Source organism: Variovorax sp. R-27, from assembly GCF_049913215.1.
Taxonomy (GTDB): domain Bacteria; phylum Pseudomonadota; class Gammaproteobacteria; order Burkholderiales; family Burkholderiaceae_C; genus Variovorax.
Window position 1 is genome coordinate 6,208,284 of the sequence record NZ_CP183984.1, and the last position, 14,217, is coordinate 6,222,500.

Consider the following 14,217-nt stretch of genomic DNA (forward strand, 5'->3'; position numbering starts at 1 on the left):
ATGAATCGCATCGAACCTCACACCCTCGCGCCGCCAACGGCGCCTGCCATGCCCGCGGTGGAAGTGCTCTCGGCCGAGAAGACGTACCCCAACGGCACGCAGGCGCTGCTGCCGGTGGACCTGTCGATCGCCGAGGGCGAATTCGTCACGCTGCTGGGCCCCTCGGGCTGCGGCAAGAGCACGCTGCTGAAGATGGTGGCGGGCATGCTCGAACCCAGCGACGGCCGGCTGCTGGTGTGGCGCAGGCCCGTGGCGCAGCTTCACGATTGCCCGCACAAGCTTTCCTTCGTGTTCCAGTCGCCCACGCTGATGCCGTGGGCCAGCGTGCGGACCAACGTGCGCCTGCCGCTTGACCTGGCCGGCGTGCCGCGCAAGGAGGCCGATGCGCGGGTGATGGAATCGCTCGCGCTGGTGGGGCTCGAGAAGTTTGCCGATGCGCTGCCGCGTGCGCTCTCGGGCGGCATGCAGATGCGCGTGTCGATTGCGCGCGGCCTCGTCACGCAGCCCGACCTGCTGTTGATGGACGAGCCCTTCGGTGCACTCGACGAAATCACGCGCCACAAGCTCGATGCCGATCTGCTGGAGCTGTGGCGCAAGAAGAAGCTCACGGTGATCTTCGTGACGCACTCGATTCACGAGGCGGTGTTCCTGTCGAGCCGCGTGGTGATGATGGCCGCGCGGCCGGGCCGCGTGGTGGAAGAGTTCCGCATCGACGAACCCTATCCGCGCAGCGCCGATTTCATGGTGACGCCCGAGTTCGCGCGCTACGCCAAGCGGCTGCAGGACAGCCTGCTGCGCGCCAGCAGCACCGACGAGGAGACCTCGCGATGACGAAAGTGAAAGCCACGCCCCTGCTGAACCAGCCGCGCGTGCAACGCGTGCTTTACCCAGTGCTGATCGGCGTGGTGCTGGTCGCGCTGTGGCAATGGATGGTGGTGGCGATGGAGCTGCCGCCCTACCTCGTGCCCTCGCCCTACCTGATGATGCAGACGCTGGTGACCGACTGGGCGCCGCTGGGCAATGCGCTGCTGGTCACGCTGAAGATCACGGTGCTGTCGTTCCTGCTGGCCACCGTGGCGGGGGTGCTGATCTCGTTCCTGTTCGTGCAGAGCAAGCGCATCGAGACCGCGCTCTTTCCGTACGCGGTGCTGCTGCAGGTGACGCCTATCGTGGCGGTGGCGCCGCTGATCATCATCTGGGTGAAGAACCCGGTGGCGGCCATGACGGTGTGCGCGGCGCTGGTGGCGCTGTTCCCGATCATCAGCAACACCACGCTGGGCCTGCGCAGCATCGACCCCGATCTGCAGAGCTACTTCAAGCTGAACCGCGCGACGCGCTGGCAGCAGCTGGTGCGGCTGCGCATTCCGAGCGCGCTGCCGTACTTCTTCGGCGGGCTGCGCATTTCAAGCGGCCTTGCGCTGATCGGCGCGGTGGTAGCGGAGTTCGTGGCCGGCACAGGTGGCTCGGGCGCGGGGCTCGCGTACCAGATCTTGCAGGCGGGCTTCCAGCTGAACATTCCGCGCATGTTCGCGGCCCTGCTGCTCATTTCTCTGACCGGTGTCGCGCTCTTCGTACTGATGGCCTGGCTGACCAAGCTGGCGCTGGGCTCGTGGCATGCGAGCGAACTTTCCCAGGATTGAACCTTGACCATGAATGCTCCTACCCTCACGCTCGACAGCGCCATCGAGCAGTTGCTGCTCGAACTGCCCGATCTCGACTGGATCACCGATGAAAGCCGCGTCACGCGGCTGTCGCAAGACTTCTCCTGGTTCAGCCCCGTCCTCACGCGCCAGCTGAAAGACAAACGCGCCGACGTGGTCGTGCGCCCGCGCACCGAGGAAGAGATCCGCGCGGTGGTCGGTGCCTGCGCGCGCCGCTGCGTGCCGATCACCATCCGCGGAAGCGGCACCGGCAATTACGGCCAGACCACGCCGCTGGCCGGCGGCGTGGTGCTCGACATGACGGGCTACAACACCTGCCTGTGGGTGCGGCCCGGCGTGGCGCGGGCGCAGGCCGGCATCCGACTGGGCGAACTGGAAAAGCAGACGAAGCCCACGGGGCAGGAGATGCGCTGCGTGCCCTCGACCTACCGCAGTGCGACGCTGGGCGGCCTGTTCGGCGGCGGCTTCGGCGGCGTGGGCTCGATCAACTATGGGCCGCTGGGTGCGCCGGGCAATGTGCTCGGCATTCGCGCGATGACCATCGAGGCCGAGCCGCAGGTGGTCGAGCTGCGCGGCGCCGAGGCGATGCGCATGCACCACCTGTGGGGCACCAACGGCCTCGTGCTGGAGCTGGAAATTGCGCTGGCGCCCGCGCATCCATGGCTCGAAACGCTGGTGACTTTCGACGACTTCGAGAACGCGCTGAACTTCGCGGACAAGCTCGCGCACGCGCCGGGCATCATCAAGCGCGGCATCTCCTTCTTCGCAGCGCCGATCTCCGACCACCTCGCGCAGCTGGCCGCGCACCTGCCGAAGGGCTGCCACACGGTGCTGTCGCTGGTGGCCGAGTCGAGCGAGCCGGCAATGATGCTGCTGGTGGAGGCGTCCGGCGGCACCGTGAGCTACCGCAAGACGGCGGACGAGGTGCAGAAGAGCAACCGCACGCTGATGGAGTTCACCTGGAACCACACGACGCTGCACGCGCTGAAGGTCGACCCGACGCTGACCTACCTGCAGAGCGGGTTCATTCCCGGCAAGCATGTCGAACAGGTCATCGAGATGGAGAGGCTGCTGGGCGGCGAGGTGATGATGCACATCGAGTTCCTGCGCAACGTGGCGGGGCTCATGACCTGCAGCGGGCTGCAGCTGGTGCGCTTCAGCACTGAAGAGCGGTTGAACGAGATCATCGATATCCACCGCGCGCATCAGGTGCACATCAACAACCCGCACGTGAACATCGTGGAAGACGGCAAGGCCGGCGGGCCGTTGCCGCCCGAAGTCATCGCAGTGAAGAAGCGCTTCGACCCGATGGGCCTGCTGAACCCGGGCAAGCTGCGCGACTGGCCGGTGAAGGCTGCGCCCGCCGCCTGAGATTCAGCGCCGGCGGCGGCCTTGCACGAAGGCTGCTGCCACGATGGCCATCGCCAATATCCACAGCGGCCAGAGGCCGAATGGCGCCACCCAGCGCGCATAGGGCGTGAGCCCGCGCCGGCCTTCGACGCTCGCTTCGAGCACGCCGCGCGTGAGGCGCGGCAGCTCGTGCGTCACGCGACCTTCGGCATCGATCACGACCGTGGCGCCGGTATTGGTGGACCGCACCATCGGCCGCGCGAATTCGAGGGCGCGCATGCGCGAGATCGACAGGTGCTCGTCGATGGCGACCGAGTCGCCGAACCACGCGATGTTGCTCACGTTGAGCAGGATGGTGGGCGCAGTGGCCTCGTTGCGGAAGTTCGCGCCGATCTCATCGCCGAACAAGTCTTCGTAGCAGATGTTCGGCGCAATGCGTTGGCCCTGCCAGACGAAAGGCGCCTGCGCGAGCCCGCCGCGCTCGAAGTCGCCGAGCGGGATGTTCATCATCTGGATGAACCAGCGGAAGCCCAGTGGAATGAACTCGCCGAAAGGCACAAGGTGGTGCTTGCTGTACGTGTAGGGCTGCGCAGCGCCGGGCTGGAAGCCGAGCACCGAGTTGCTGTAGCTGCCTTGCCCGCCCATCGGCAGGCCGACGATGGCGGCTTGCGTGCCCTGGCTGTAGCGCGCCTGGATCGCATCGAGGTAGCCGGCCGGCAACTGCTGCGGCAGCAGCGGCAAGGCGGTTTCGGGCGTCACGACGAGCGAGGCCCTGGCATCGCGCAACTGTTCGCCGTACCAGCGCAGCGCAGTTTCGATGCCGCCGCCGGGGATGAATTTCTCGTCTTGCGGGATGTTGCCCTGCAGGAGCGCGACCTGAAGCTTGCCGGTCGAACCCTTGGCGCCCTGAACGTCGCCATTCAGTGATGGCACCAGATGCGGCACCGCGAACACCAGCGCGATCAGCACCAGCCCCTGCGCAAGCTCCAGGCCGCGAACGGGTCGATGCAGCGCGACCAGCGCAACGACCAGCGCAGCCGCGGCACCAATGCCGTAGACACCGACCCACGGCGCGAGCGCGGCCAGCGGACCTTCGACATGCGCATAGCCGCCAGCGCCCCACGGAAAGCCCGTGAACCAGCTGCCGCGCACAAGCTCGGCCAACGTCCACAGCGCAGTGAAGACGAGCGCGCCCGTTACCCGCCCCTTCGGACCGCGCACCACGAACCAGGCAGCAGCCACGGCGTAGTACAGCCCGAGCGCTGCGGCCAGCGCCAGCACGGCGATGGCCGCGAGCGGCGCCGGCAGCCCGCCGTAGGTGTGCATCGAAATGAAGAGCCACCAGAAGCTGCCGGTGAGCCAGGCGGTGGAGAACAGCCAGCCATGCAGGCCGGCCCGACGCCAGCCCGCGCCCTGCGCCCGCAGGCCGTCGAGCAGCCACACGAACGCACCGAGCGACAGCAGCTGCAGCCACCACAGCGGCTTGCCGCCCACGGGCGAAGCCATCGAAAGCGCCTGCGCGAGCCCGGCGACACCGAAGCCGAGCAGGCGGAACAGGTTGGCGGAAGAGGAAGCCGGCGCGCCGCGCATCAGTCGGCCGCGTCGCCGCCGCGGGCCGGGGACACCTTGAACCAGCGCACCGCGCCGCCCTTGGTGTGCAGCACCACGAAGTCGAAGCCGCCGATCGCATGGTGCTCGCCGCGCTTGGGCACGTGGCCCATCTCGTGCGCGATCAGGCCGCCGATGGTGTCGAAGTCTTCGCTGAGCTGTTCTTCGTCGAAGACGATGCCGAAGGCCTCGGCCACGCGCTCGATGGGCGTGTCGCCCGAAACACGGTAGGTGTGGTCGGCAAGGCCGAAGATGTCGCCCTCATCTTCCGCAATGTCGAACTCGTCCTCGATCTCGCCGACGATCTGCTCGAGCACGTCCTCGATGGTGATGAGCCCAGCCACGCGGCCAAACTCGTCGATGACGATGGCCAGATGGTTGCGATTGCCGCGGAACTCGCGCAGCAGGTCGTTCAGGCCCTTGCTCTCGGGCACGAAGGTGGCCGGGCGCAGCAGCGCGCGGATGTTCAGGCCCGGCGCGCGCTGCAGCTTGAGCAGGTCTTTCGCCAGCAGGATGCCGATGATGTTTTCTTTTTCGCCCTCGTACACCGGGAAGCGCGAGTGCGCGGTGTCGATGATGAGGTGCAGCAGTGCATCGAACGGCGCGTCGATGTTCACCAGGTCCATGCGCGGCGCGGCGACCATCACGTCGCCGGCGGTCATGTCGGCCATGCGCAGCACGCCTTCGAGCATCACGCGCGACTCTGCGCCGATCACCTCGTTGTCCTCGGCGTCCGCCAGGGTTTCGATCAGCTCGTCGCGCGAGTCGGGACCGGGGTGGATGAATTCGGCGAGCTTCTGGAGAAAGCCGCGCTTGTCTTCCCGTTCAACGGGAGCGCGTTCAGGGTGAGGGTCGGCCACTGCGGGAGGGCTTAGTTGAGGAGGGACAAGGATACCGGATTGCGTGTGACACGCTCTACCCCACGGCCGGCATAAGCCGGTTGGGGGCGCCGCGTTCCCTCAGGGAGCCGATTTTTTTCGGGCGTCGCGCATGCCGCTGCGCACTTCCTGCAGGCTGGCCAGGAAGGCCCAGAACTGCTTGGCGCGGCTCTTGAGCGCGAAGTCGACCGCGGCGTAATGCTCCAGGGCGATTTCGCTCATGCGGCTGTCGAAGGTGGCGCTGGGCAGCTCCAGGTGGGCTTCGGCTTCGGAGCCGCTGCGCACCACGGTGGCGCCGGCGTTGCGGGCGATCTTCAGCATGGCGGCGTTTTCGCTCAGCGCATGGATGAAGAGCATGCCCACGCCTTCGTTGCGGGCCACGACCACGGCGCGCTCGAACAGGCGGGCGCCGTAGCCCCGGCCACGAGCGTGCGCCGAAACCGACACGCCGAATTCGGCGCAGTCGCTGTGCTCGTCGCCGGGCGCGAAGGCCAGGTGCGCCATCGCGATCAGGTCGAGGCGGCGGTTGTAGATGCCGAAGAGTTCGTCGCGCTCGAAATCGAGGCTGTCGACGTAGCGCTGGACCTGTTCGTCGGCCGCCGCGTAGCCGAAGCGCAGGTAGCGGTCGTGCGGGGTGAGTTCGAGCAGGTGGCGGGCGATGCGCTCCCGTTCGCGCGGGCCGATCGAGCGGATCGGCACCATGACGGGTTGAGGCGCGCTGACGGCGCGTGGTTGCGCTTCAACCATCGGCGCTTTCAGGAAAGAGCCGAGGCCGAGAGACGCTTTGAGAAGGGTCTTGGCGGTAAGCATGGCTCAAATGTAAGGGTTTTCCCTTAAACAACAAGTCCACAGGGTCAATCGCGGGACACATTCGTGAACCAGTACCGAGGGACGTGGCGCTCACGCAACCAGATGTAGCTAAACCGGAACAGCTGTTGTGGCTTTGACACGGTCCAGCACGAAGCTGGTCTTGCAATCCTCCACGCTGGGGTGCTTGAGCAGGGTGTCCATGATGAAGCGGCTGTAGTGGGCCATGTCGGCCACCACGACGCGCAGCAGGTAGTCCATGTCGCCGGTGAGCGCGGCGCATTCGACCACCTCCGGCCAGGTCTGCACGCTGGCGCGAAACAGGTCCATCGGGTTGCGCTTGTGGGTCTCGGTGTGCTTTTCGAGCCGCACGTTGAGGTAGGCGGTCAGCCCCAGGCCGATGGCTTCGGGCTGGACCAGGGCCACGTAGCGGTCGATCACGCGGTGTTCTTCCAGGCGCTTGACCCGCCGCAGCACGGCGCTGGGCGACAGGCTCACCTGCTCCGCGATCTGGTCGTAGGTTGCGCGCCCGTCTGCTTGCAGCGTGCGCAGAATCATCCTATCAATCTTGTCCAGAGCTTCCATTTCATCATTCTTGCAGTTTTACTGCGCAAGAGCCACCATGAGCGCCCGGAAACGCAGAAAACCTGAGAGGCATCCACCCTACATTGCATGACCGGCCGATTTAGCGCCTTATTCATTCAATCCCCACCCCACCGGAGACCGCACATGAGCCAAGCCGACGCACCCGCCTTCACGCCCTGGGAGAACCCCATGGGCACCGACGGCTTCGAATTCATCGAGTACGCGGCACCCGATCCGGTCGCCATGGGCAAGGTGTTCGAACGCATGGGCTTCAAGGCCGTGGCCAAGCACCGCCACAAGAACGTGCTGCTGTACCGCCAGGGCACGATCAACTTCATCCTGAACGCGGAGCCCGATTCCTTCGCGCAGAAGTTCGCTCGCGAGCACGGTCCGAGCGTGTGCGCCATCGCCTTCCGCGTGCAGGATGCCAAGCAAGCCTACGAACGCGCCACGGCACTCGGCGCATGGGGTTTTGCCGATAAGGCCGGTCCCGGCGAACTGAACATTCCCGCCATCAAGGGCATCGGCGACAGCCTGATCTATCTGGTGGACCGCTGGCCCGGCAAGAACGGCGCGAAGCCCGGCGACATCGGCAACATCGGCTTCTACGACGTCGACTTCGAGGCATTGCCAGGCGTTGCGCCGGAACAGGCGCTTTCGCCGTTCGGCAACGGCCTGACCTACATCGACCACCTGACGCACAACGTGTATCGCGGCCGCATGAACGTCTGGGCCGGCTTCTACGAAAAGCTCTTCAACTTCCGCGAGATCAAATACTTCGACATCGAAGGCCAGGTGACGGGCGTGAAGAGCAAAGCCATGACCAGCCCCTGCGGCAAGATCCGCATTCCGATCAACGAAGAGGGCAAGGAACAGGCTGGCCAGATCCAGGAGTATCTGGACATGTACCGAGGCGAAGGCATCCAGCACATCGCGATGGGCTCGGACGATCTCTACAGCACGGTCGACGCGCTGCGCACCAACGGCGTGACGCTGCTCGACACCATCGACACGTACTACGAGCTGGTCGACAAGCGCATCCCTGGCCACGGCGAGAGCGTGGAAGAGCTGCAAAAGCGCAAGATCCTGATCGACGGCAAGAAGGACGCGCTGCTGCTGCAGATCTTCAGCGAGAACCAACTGGGCCCGATCTTCTTCGAGTTCATCCAGCGCAAGGGCGACGACGGCTTCGGCAACGGCAACTTCAAGGCGCTGTTCGAAAGCATCGAGCTTGACCAGATGCGCCGCGGCGTGCTGAGCGCCGCAAAATAAGGGCCCCTTCCCTTATTGCTTCTGGAGCCCGCATGCGCAGCTTTACGTCTTCAATCGGTTTGACCTTCATCGCGGCAGCTGCCGCCGTTCTTTCGGGTTGTGCCATGGCTCCGGCGGCCGCGCCGGTGGCCGGCTCGCACCTCGATGCGGTGCAGAAGGCCGCGGTGCTGCGCATCTGCACGCCGGGCGATTACAAGCCCTTCAGCTTCCAGAAGACGGACGGCGCCTTCGAGGGCATCGACGTCGACCTGATGACTGGCTTCAGCGCCAGCCTCGGCGCGAAGCCCGAGTGGGTCAAGACCACCTGGGCCAACCTGCTGCCCGACCTGAGCGCCGGCAAGTGCGACATCGCCGTGGGCGGCGTGTCGGTCACCACCGACAGGCAGAAGCGCGCCTTCTTCAGCGCCCCCTACATGGTCAACGGCAAGACGCCCATTGCGCGCTGCGCGGACGTGTCCAAGTACCAGAGCGTGGCCGCCATCGACAAGCCGTCGGTGCGCGTCATCTTCAACCCGGGCGGCAGCAACGAACGCTTCGCCCGGACCAATTTCAAGCAGGCCAAGCTCACGCTGCACGGCGAGAACGTGACGATCTTCGACGAGATCCTCGCCAACCGCGCCGACGTGTTCGTGACCGAAGCGGCCGAGGCCATCACGCAGCAAAAGCTCAAGCCGGGCCTGTGCGCGATCAACCCCGACAAGCCGCTGCAGTACGGCGAAATGGCCTGGATGCTGCCGCGCGACGACGTGGCCTTCAAGTCGTATGTCGACCAATGGCTGCACCTGCAGCAAGCCGGCGGCGACTTCCAGCGCACGATGGACCGCTGGCTCAAGTAACTCAAGACCGATCTCATGGAAACCCCTGCCGCTGTTGTCACCCCTGCCGTCTACGGCGCCTCGGACCGCCCGCCCCGCGGCGACTACTCGCGCGGCGGCGCGGTGCTGGCCGACTACACCTGCCCGCAGGACTGGGCCAGCTATACAGAGGCCGATCACGACACGTACCGCCGGCTCTATGAGCGCCAGGCAGCGCAGTTGCCGGGGCTGGCCTGCGACGCCTTCATCAAGGCACTGCCTTCGCTCGGCGTGAAGGACCGCATCCCGCGCTTCGAGGAACTCAACGAACGGCTGCACCGCGCAACGGGCTGGGAGATCGTGGCGGTGCCGGGGCTGATTCCGGAGCTGCCGTTCTTCACGCTGCTCGCGAACCGCAAGTTTCCGGTGACCGACTGGATCCGCAAGCCCGAAGAGTTCGACTACATCGTCGAGCCCGACGTGTTCCATGACCTGTTCGGCCACGTGCCGATGCTGTTCGACCCGACCTTCGCCGACTACGTGCAGCGCTACGGCGCAGGCGGCATCAAGGCGCACGAACTGGGCGCTGGCGAGAAGCTCGCGCGGCTCTACTGGTACACGGTGGAGTTCGGGCTGATCCGCCAGCCAGACGGCCTGCGCGCTTACGGCGCCGGCATCCTGAGCTCGGTGGGCGAGCTGAAGCACGCGGTGCTCAGCGACGAGCCGCGCCGGCTGCCGCTGGACCTGCTGCGCACCATGCGCACGCGCTACAAGATCGACACCTACCAGGCCAACTACTTCGTGATCGACAGCTTTGCGCAGCTGTTCGACTTCACGGCACCCGACTTCACGCCGTTGTACGAGTCGCTGAAGGTCGAGTCCGACATCGAGGCTGGGGTGCTGCTGCCGGGCGAATCGGGCAAGGCCTGAATTCCTGAAGGGATGATTGCAGCCGCGCAGCTATCGCGCGCGCGACAGCACACGTCCGCTCCCTAGGACAAGCCCGCTGGCGGCGGAGGCGCACTGCCTCCCACAATCCGCGCCAAAGGAGCTTGCATGCAGACAACATCCGCGCAACAAAACTATCCGGCCGGCGTACCGCACGAAATCAATCCCGAGCAGTACCGGTCGTTGCCTCACATGTTCGACGAGGCCTTCGGCCGTTATGCCGACCGGCCGTTCTCAGTCTGCATGGAGCGCTGGATGTCCTACGGGGAGCTCGACACGCTGTCGAAGGCAATGGGCGCCTGGCTTCAGTCGCGCGGGCTCGAGCCTGGGGCGCGCGTGGCGATCATGCTGCCCAACATTCCGCAGTTTGCGGTCACCATGTGCGGCGTGCTTCGTGCGGGCTACACCTGCGTCAACGTCAATCCGCTGTACACGGCGCGGGAGCTGGAGCACCAGCTGAAGGACTCCGGGGCAACGGCCATCGTCATCCTCGAGAACTTCGCGGCAACGCTTGAAAAGGTGATCGAGCGTACGCCCGTGAAGCATGTGGTCATGACGTCGATGGGCGACCTGCTGGGTGGGTTGTACGGCGCGTGGATCACTGTGGCGGTGCGCCATCTGGCGAAGCTCGTGCCGGCCTACAAGTTGCCGTTGAGCGATGGGCGCACGGTGACGCCCTTCACCCAGGCCATTTCCGAAGGACGCGGCCGCACGCTGGGCCCCAATCAAAGCACGCTCGATTCGATCGCGTTCCTGCAGTACACGGGCGGCACGACCGGCCTGTCGAAAGGCGCGGTGCTGACCCATCGCAACATCGTCGCGGCAACGCTGCAGGCCGAGGCTTGGTTCACGCCGGCGCTGTCGCGCGCCGGCGATCTAGCGAAGGTCAACAGCATCGCGGCGCTGCCGCTGTATCACATCTTCGCGCTGACGCTGTGCCTGCTGGTGATCCGCCAGGGCTCGCACATGACGCTGATTCCGAACCCGCGGGACTTCAACAAGTTCATTGCTGTGCTCAAGAAGCGGCCGTTCCACATGCTGCCGGCGGTGAACACGCTGTTCAATGCGCTATTGATGCACCCAGAGTTCAAATCGATCGACTTCTCGACGCTGTTCGTTTCGCAGGCGGGCGGCATGGCCGCCTCGGAAGGTACGGCGCGCAAGTGGTTCGAGGCCACCGGCTGTCCGATGATCGAAGGCTGGGGCATGAGTGAGACCTGCGCGATCGGGACGAACAATCCGGTATCGAACACCAGGTTCACCGGGACGATTGGGCTACCGTTGCCCAGCATTGAGATCGCGATCAAGGACGATGACGGAAATTCGCTGCCGATCGGCCAGTCTGGCGAGCTCTGCATCAAGGGGCCGAACGTGATGACGGGCTACTACAACCAGCCCGCCGAGACTGCAGCAGCGTTCACCACGGACGGCTTCATGCGCACCGGGGATATCGCCGTGATGCAGGAAGACGGCTACAGCCGCATCGTCGACCGCAAGAAAGACATGATTCTGGTGAGCGGTTTCAACGTGTTCCCGAACGAGCTCGAGAACGTGATTTCGTTGTGCCCTGGCGTTGTGGAGTGCGCGGCGGTGGGTGTGCCTGATGAGAAGCAGGGCGAGGCCATCAAGGTCTTCGTGGTCCGCAGGGATCCGACGCTGACCGAAGATGCCGTGCTCCAGTACTGTCACTCGCAGCTCACGGGCTACAAGCGGCCGAAGCACATCGAGTTCCGGGAATCGCTGCCGAAAACCAATGTGGGGAAGATCCTGCGCCGTGAGCTTCGCACCGCTGCAGTCGCCTGAATGAGTCATTCGTCGGCGAGCGCCGGGCTGCCGGCGAATGTCATGGTGTTCGAGCGAGGATGGTTGTCTTCGAACAATGTTCTGTTCGTGGGCGATGAAGAGACGGCCATGGTCGATACCGGGTATGCGACGCATGCCGATCAGACCTTGGCCTTGGTCGAATCGGTACTGAAGGAGCGGCCGCTCGATCGCATCCTGAATACGCATCTTCACAGCGACCATTGCGGGGGGAACGCGGCGCTGCAGGCGCGCTATCCATTGGCTCGCACGGACATTCCGCCAGGCGAGGCTGCACTGGTGGAGCGTTGGGATCAACGCGGGTTGAGTTTCTTGGCTACGGGGCAGACGTGTCCACGATTTGGCTTTACGGGGTTGCTGCAGCCTGGGACGGAATGCGTGCTCGGGGACAGGCCGTGGCAGGTGCATGCCGCACCAGGCCACGATCCTCATTCGGTCATTCTGTTCGACGCGGAATCACGGACGCTGATTTCAGCGGATGCCCTGTGGGAGAACGGATTTGGCATTGCGTTTCCCGAACTGGCCGGCGAACCGTCGTTCGAAGAAGTGGGCGCGACGCTGAATCTGATAGGGGAACTTGCACCGAAGCAGGTGATTCCGGGGCATGGCGCTGTTTTCGATGACGTCGATAAGGCCTTGTCCGTCGCGCGTCGGCGGCTCGATGGCTTGCAGCGCGATCCCGTGAAGCACGCACGGCACGCCATCAAGGTGTTGATGAAGTTCAAGCTGCTGGAGGTGCAATCGATCTCTGCCGCGGATTGGAATGCCTGGTTGCAAAGCACCGCTTATCTCGAAGCCATTCGATCACGCTTTTTCGGCGTTGTCGATTTAGATCAATTGACTAAGGAGATCTTGGCGGAATTGGTTGCTGCAGGCGCAGCTGAGATGAGCACTCCAGGTATTCGCAATACCTAATTCGCTTCCTGATTGAGCCCCTCCAAAGCAAAAACCCCCAGTCATTTCTGACTGGGGGTTTCTGGGCTGTAAGAGCCTGACGATGACCTACTTTCACACGGGAACCCGCACTATCATCGGCGCTGACGCGTTTCACTGTCCTGTTCGGGATGGGAAGGAGTGGTACCACGTCGCTATGGTCATCAGGCATAAAGGGTTGTCTGACTGATCACGCGATCAATCAAACGAATTCATAGAGTTTGGAATCAGCTTTGGCGAATTGTTTTGAATGCGTCAACTTGGCATAACACCTTGATCAGACTGATCAAAGTTATAGGGTCAAGCCGCACGAGCAATTAGTATCAGTTAGCTTAACGCATTACTGCGCTTCCACACCTGACCTATCAACGTCCTGGTCTTGAACGACTCTTTAGGGGGCTCAAGGCCCCGGCAGATCTCATCTTGAAACGAGTTTCCCGCTTAGATGCTTTCAGCGGTTATCTCTTCCACACTTAGCTACTCGGCAATGCCACTGGCGTGACAACCGATACACCAGAGGTGTGTCCACTCCGGTCCTCTCGTACTAGGAGCAGGCTTCCTCAAATCTGCAGCGCCCACGGAAGATAGGGACCAAACTGTCTCACGACGTTTTAAACCCAGCTCACGTACCTCTTTAAATGGCGAACAGCCATACCCTTGGGACCGGCTACAGCCCCAGGATGAGATGAGCCGACATCGAGGTGCCAAACACCGCCGTCGATATGAACTCTTGGGCGGTATCAGCCTGTTATCCCCAGAGTACCTTTTATCCGTTGAGCGATGGCCCTTCCATACAGAACCACCGGATCACTATGTCCTGCTTTCGCATCTGCTCGACTTGTCAGTCTCGCAGTTAAGCACGCTTATGCCATTGCACTATCGTCACGATGTCCGACCGTAACTAGCGTACCTTCGAACTCCTCCGTTACGCTTTGGGAGGAGACCGCCCCAGTCAAACTGCCTACCATGCACTGTCCCCGATCCAGATAATGGACCTAGGTTAGAACCTCAAACACACCAGGGTGGTATTTCAACGTTGGCTCCACAAGATCTAGCGACCCTGCTTCAAAGCCTCCCACCTATCCTACACAGATCTGTTCAAAGTCCAATACAAAGCTACAGTAAAGGTTCATGGGGTCTTTCCGTCTTTCCGCGGGGAGATTGCATCATCACAAACATTTCAACTTCGCTGAGTCTCAGGAGGAGACAGTGTGGCCATCGTTACGCCATTCGTGCAGGTCGGAACTTACCCGACAAGGAATTTCGCTACCTTAGGACCGTTATAGTTACGGCCGCCGTTTACTGGGACTTCAATCAAGAGCTTGCACCCCATCATTTAATCTTCCAGCACCGGGCAGGCGTCACACCCTATACGTCCACTTTCGTGTTTGCAGAGTGCTGTGTTTTTAATAAACAGTCGCAGCCACCGATTTTTTGCAACCCATTCATGCTCCGTTGTTCACTTCACACTAATAGGGCACACCTTCTTCCGAAGTTACGGTGTCAATTTGCCGAGTTCCTTCTCCTGAGTTCTCTCAAGCGCCTTAGAATACTCATCTC

Annotated in this window: 12 protein-coding genes and 2 rRNA genes (1 of these 14 cut by a window edge); 8 read left to right on the forward strand and 6 right to left on the reverse strand. The window is 63.4% G+C overall.

Going from position 1 to position 14,217, the window contains the following annotated elements; translation table 11 throughout:
• From ACN9MV_RS29130 to ACN9MV_RS29140, 3 genes are read left to right on the forward strand one after another with little or no spacing between them, the layout of a single operon-like run.
• Positions 1 to 831 (forward strand): ABC transporter ATP-binding protein, encoded by an 831-nt coding sequence (locus tag ACN9MV_RS29130; protein ID WP_093078308.1) that lies wholly within the window; start codon positions 1 to 3, stop codon positions 829 to 831.
• Positions 828 to 1,640 carry an ABC transporter permease gene (locus ACN9MV_RS29135; RefSeq protein ID WP_177142370.1) on the forward strand — a complete coding sequence of 271 codons (813 nt, stop codon included), beginning with the start codon at positions 828 to 830 and terminating at the stop codon, positions 1,638 to 1,640. The genes ACN9MV_RS29130 and ACN9MV_RS29135 overlap by 4 nt, the downstream gene beginning before the upstream one ends.
• 9 nt (positions 1,641 to 1,649) lie before the next feature.
• The gene (locus tag ACN9MV_RS29140; protein ID WP_426390556.1) at positions 1,650 to 3,032 is read left to right on the forward strand and encodes an FAD-binding oxidoreductase; all 1,383 of its coding nucleotides are present in this window, start codon (positions 1,650 to 1,652) and stop codon (positions 3,030 to 3,032) included.
• Positions 3,033 to 3,035: 3 nt separating this feature from the next.
• Here the strand turns inward: ACN9MV_RS29140 and lnt are convergent, their stop codons facing one another.
• The 4 genes from lnt to ACN9MV_RS29160 form a co-directional block, all read right to left on the reverse strand.
• Positions 3,036 to 4,601, reverse strand: a complete 1,566-nt coding sequence (lnt, locus tag ACN9MV_RS29145) for an apolipoprotein N-acyltransferase (protein WP_426390557.1) — start codon at positions 4,599 to 4,601, stop codon at positions 3,036 to 3,038.
• On the reverse strand, positions 4,601 to 5,479 hold the full coding sequence (locus ACN9MV_RS29150; RefSeq protein ID WP_007836122.1) for an HlyC/CorC family transporter: 879 nt from the start codon (positions 5,477 to 5,479) through the stop codon (positions 4,601 to 4,603). The genes lnt and ACN9MV_RS29150 overlap by 1 nt, the downstream gene beginning before the upstream one ends.
• Positions 5,480 to 5,578: 99 nt before the next feature.
• Positions 5,579 to 6,307: a GNAT family N-acetyltransferase gene (locus ACN9MV_RS29155; protein WP_093059830.1), complete on the reverse strand. Its 729-nt coding sequence runs from the start codon at positions 6,305 to 6,307 to the stop codon at positions 5,579 to 5,581.
• Positions 6,308 to 6,415: 108 nt separating this feature from the next.
• A complete protein-coding gene (locus ACN9MV_RS29160) occupies positions 6,416 to 6,889 on the reverse strand; it encodes an Lrp/AsnC family transcriptional regulator (protein WP_093059828.1) in 474 nt (157 codons plus the stop codon).
• A gap of 144 nt (positions 6,890 to 7,033) precedes the next feature.
• Here ACN9MV_RS29160 and hppD point away from each other — a divergent pair, with 144 nt between their 5' ends.
• The 5 genes from hppD to ACN9MV_RS29185 all read left to right on the forward strand — a co-directional run bounded on the left by hppD (position 7,034) and on the right by ACN9MV_RS29185 (position 12,639).
• Positions 7,034 to 8,161: a 4-hydroxyphenylpyruvate dioxygenase gene (hppD, locus tag ACN9MV_RS29165; RefSeq protein WP_093059826.1), complete on the forward strand. Its 1,128-nt coding sequence runs from the start codon at positions 7,034 to 7,036 to the stop codon at positions 8,159 to 8,161.
• A 32-nt stretch (positions 8,162 to 8,193) separates the two neighbouring features.
• Positions 8,194 to 8,997 (forward strand): transporter substrate-binding domain-containing protein, encoded by an 804-nt coding sequence (locus tag ACN9MV_RS29170; protein ID WP_093059824.1) that lies wholly within the window; start codon positions 8,194 to 8,196, stop codon positions 8,995 to 8,997.
• 15 nt (positions 8,998 to 9,012) lie between these two features.
• A complete protein-coding gene (gene phhA, locus ACN9MV_RS29175) occupies positions 9,013 to 9,885 on the forward strand; it encodes a phenylalanine 4-monooxygenase (protein WP_093078303.1) in 873 nt (290 codons plus the stop codon).
• A 126-nt stretch (positions 9,886 to 10,011) separates the two neighbouring features.
• On the forward strand, positions 10,012 to 11,706 hold the full coding sequence (locus ACN9MV_RS29180) for an AMP-binding protein (RefSeq protein ID WP_426390558.1): 1,695 nt from the start codon (positions 10,012 to 10,014) through the stop codon (positions 11,704 to 11,706).
• Positions 11,707 to 12,639, forward strand: a complete 933-nt coding sequence (locus ACN9MV_RS29185; RefSeq protein WP_426390559.1) for an MBL fold metallo-hydrolase — start codon at positions 11,707 to 11,709, stop codon at positions 12,637 to 12,639. It abuts the gene before it with no gap.
• Positions 12,640 to 12,713: 74 nt separating this feature from the next.
• On the opposite strand, the gene rrf is transcribed toward ACN9MV_RS29185, so the two are convergent.
• Positions 12,714 to 12,826, reverse strand: a 5S ribosomal RNA gene (rrf, locus tag ACN9MV_RS29190).
• Positions 12,827 to 12,953: 127 nt separating this feature from the next.
• Positions 12,954 to 14,217, reverse strand: a 23S ribosomal RNA gene (locus ACN9MV_RS29195) (it continues 1,609 nt past the right edge of the window).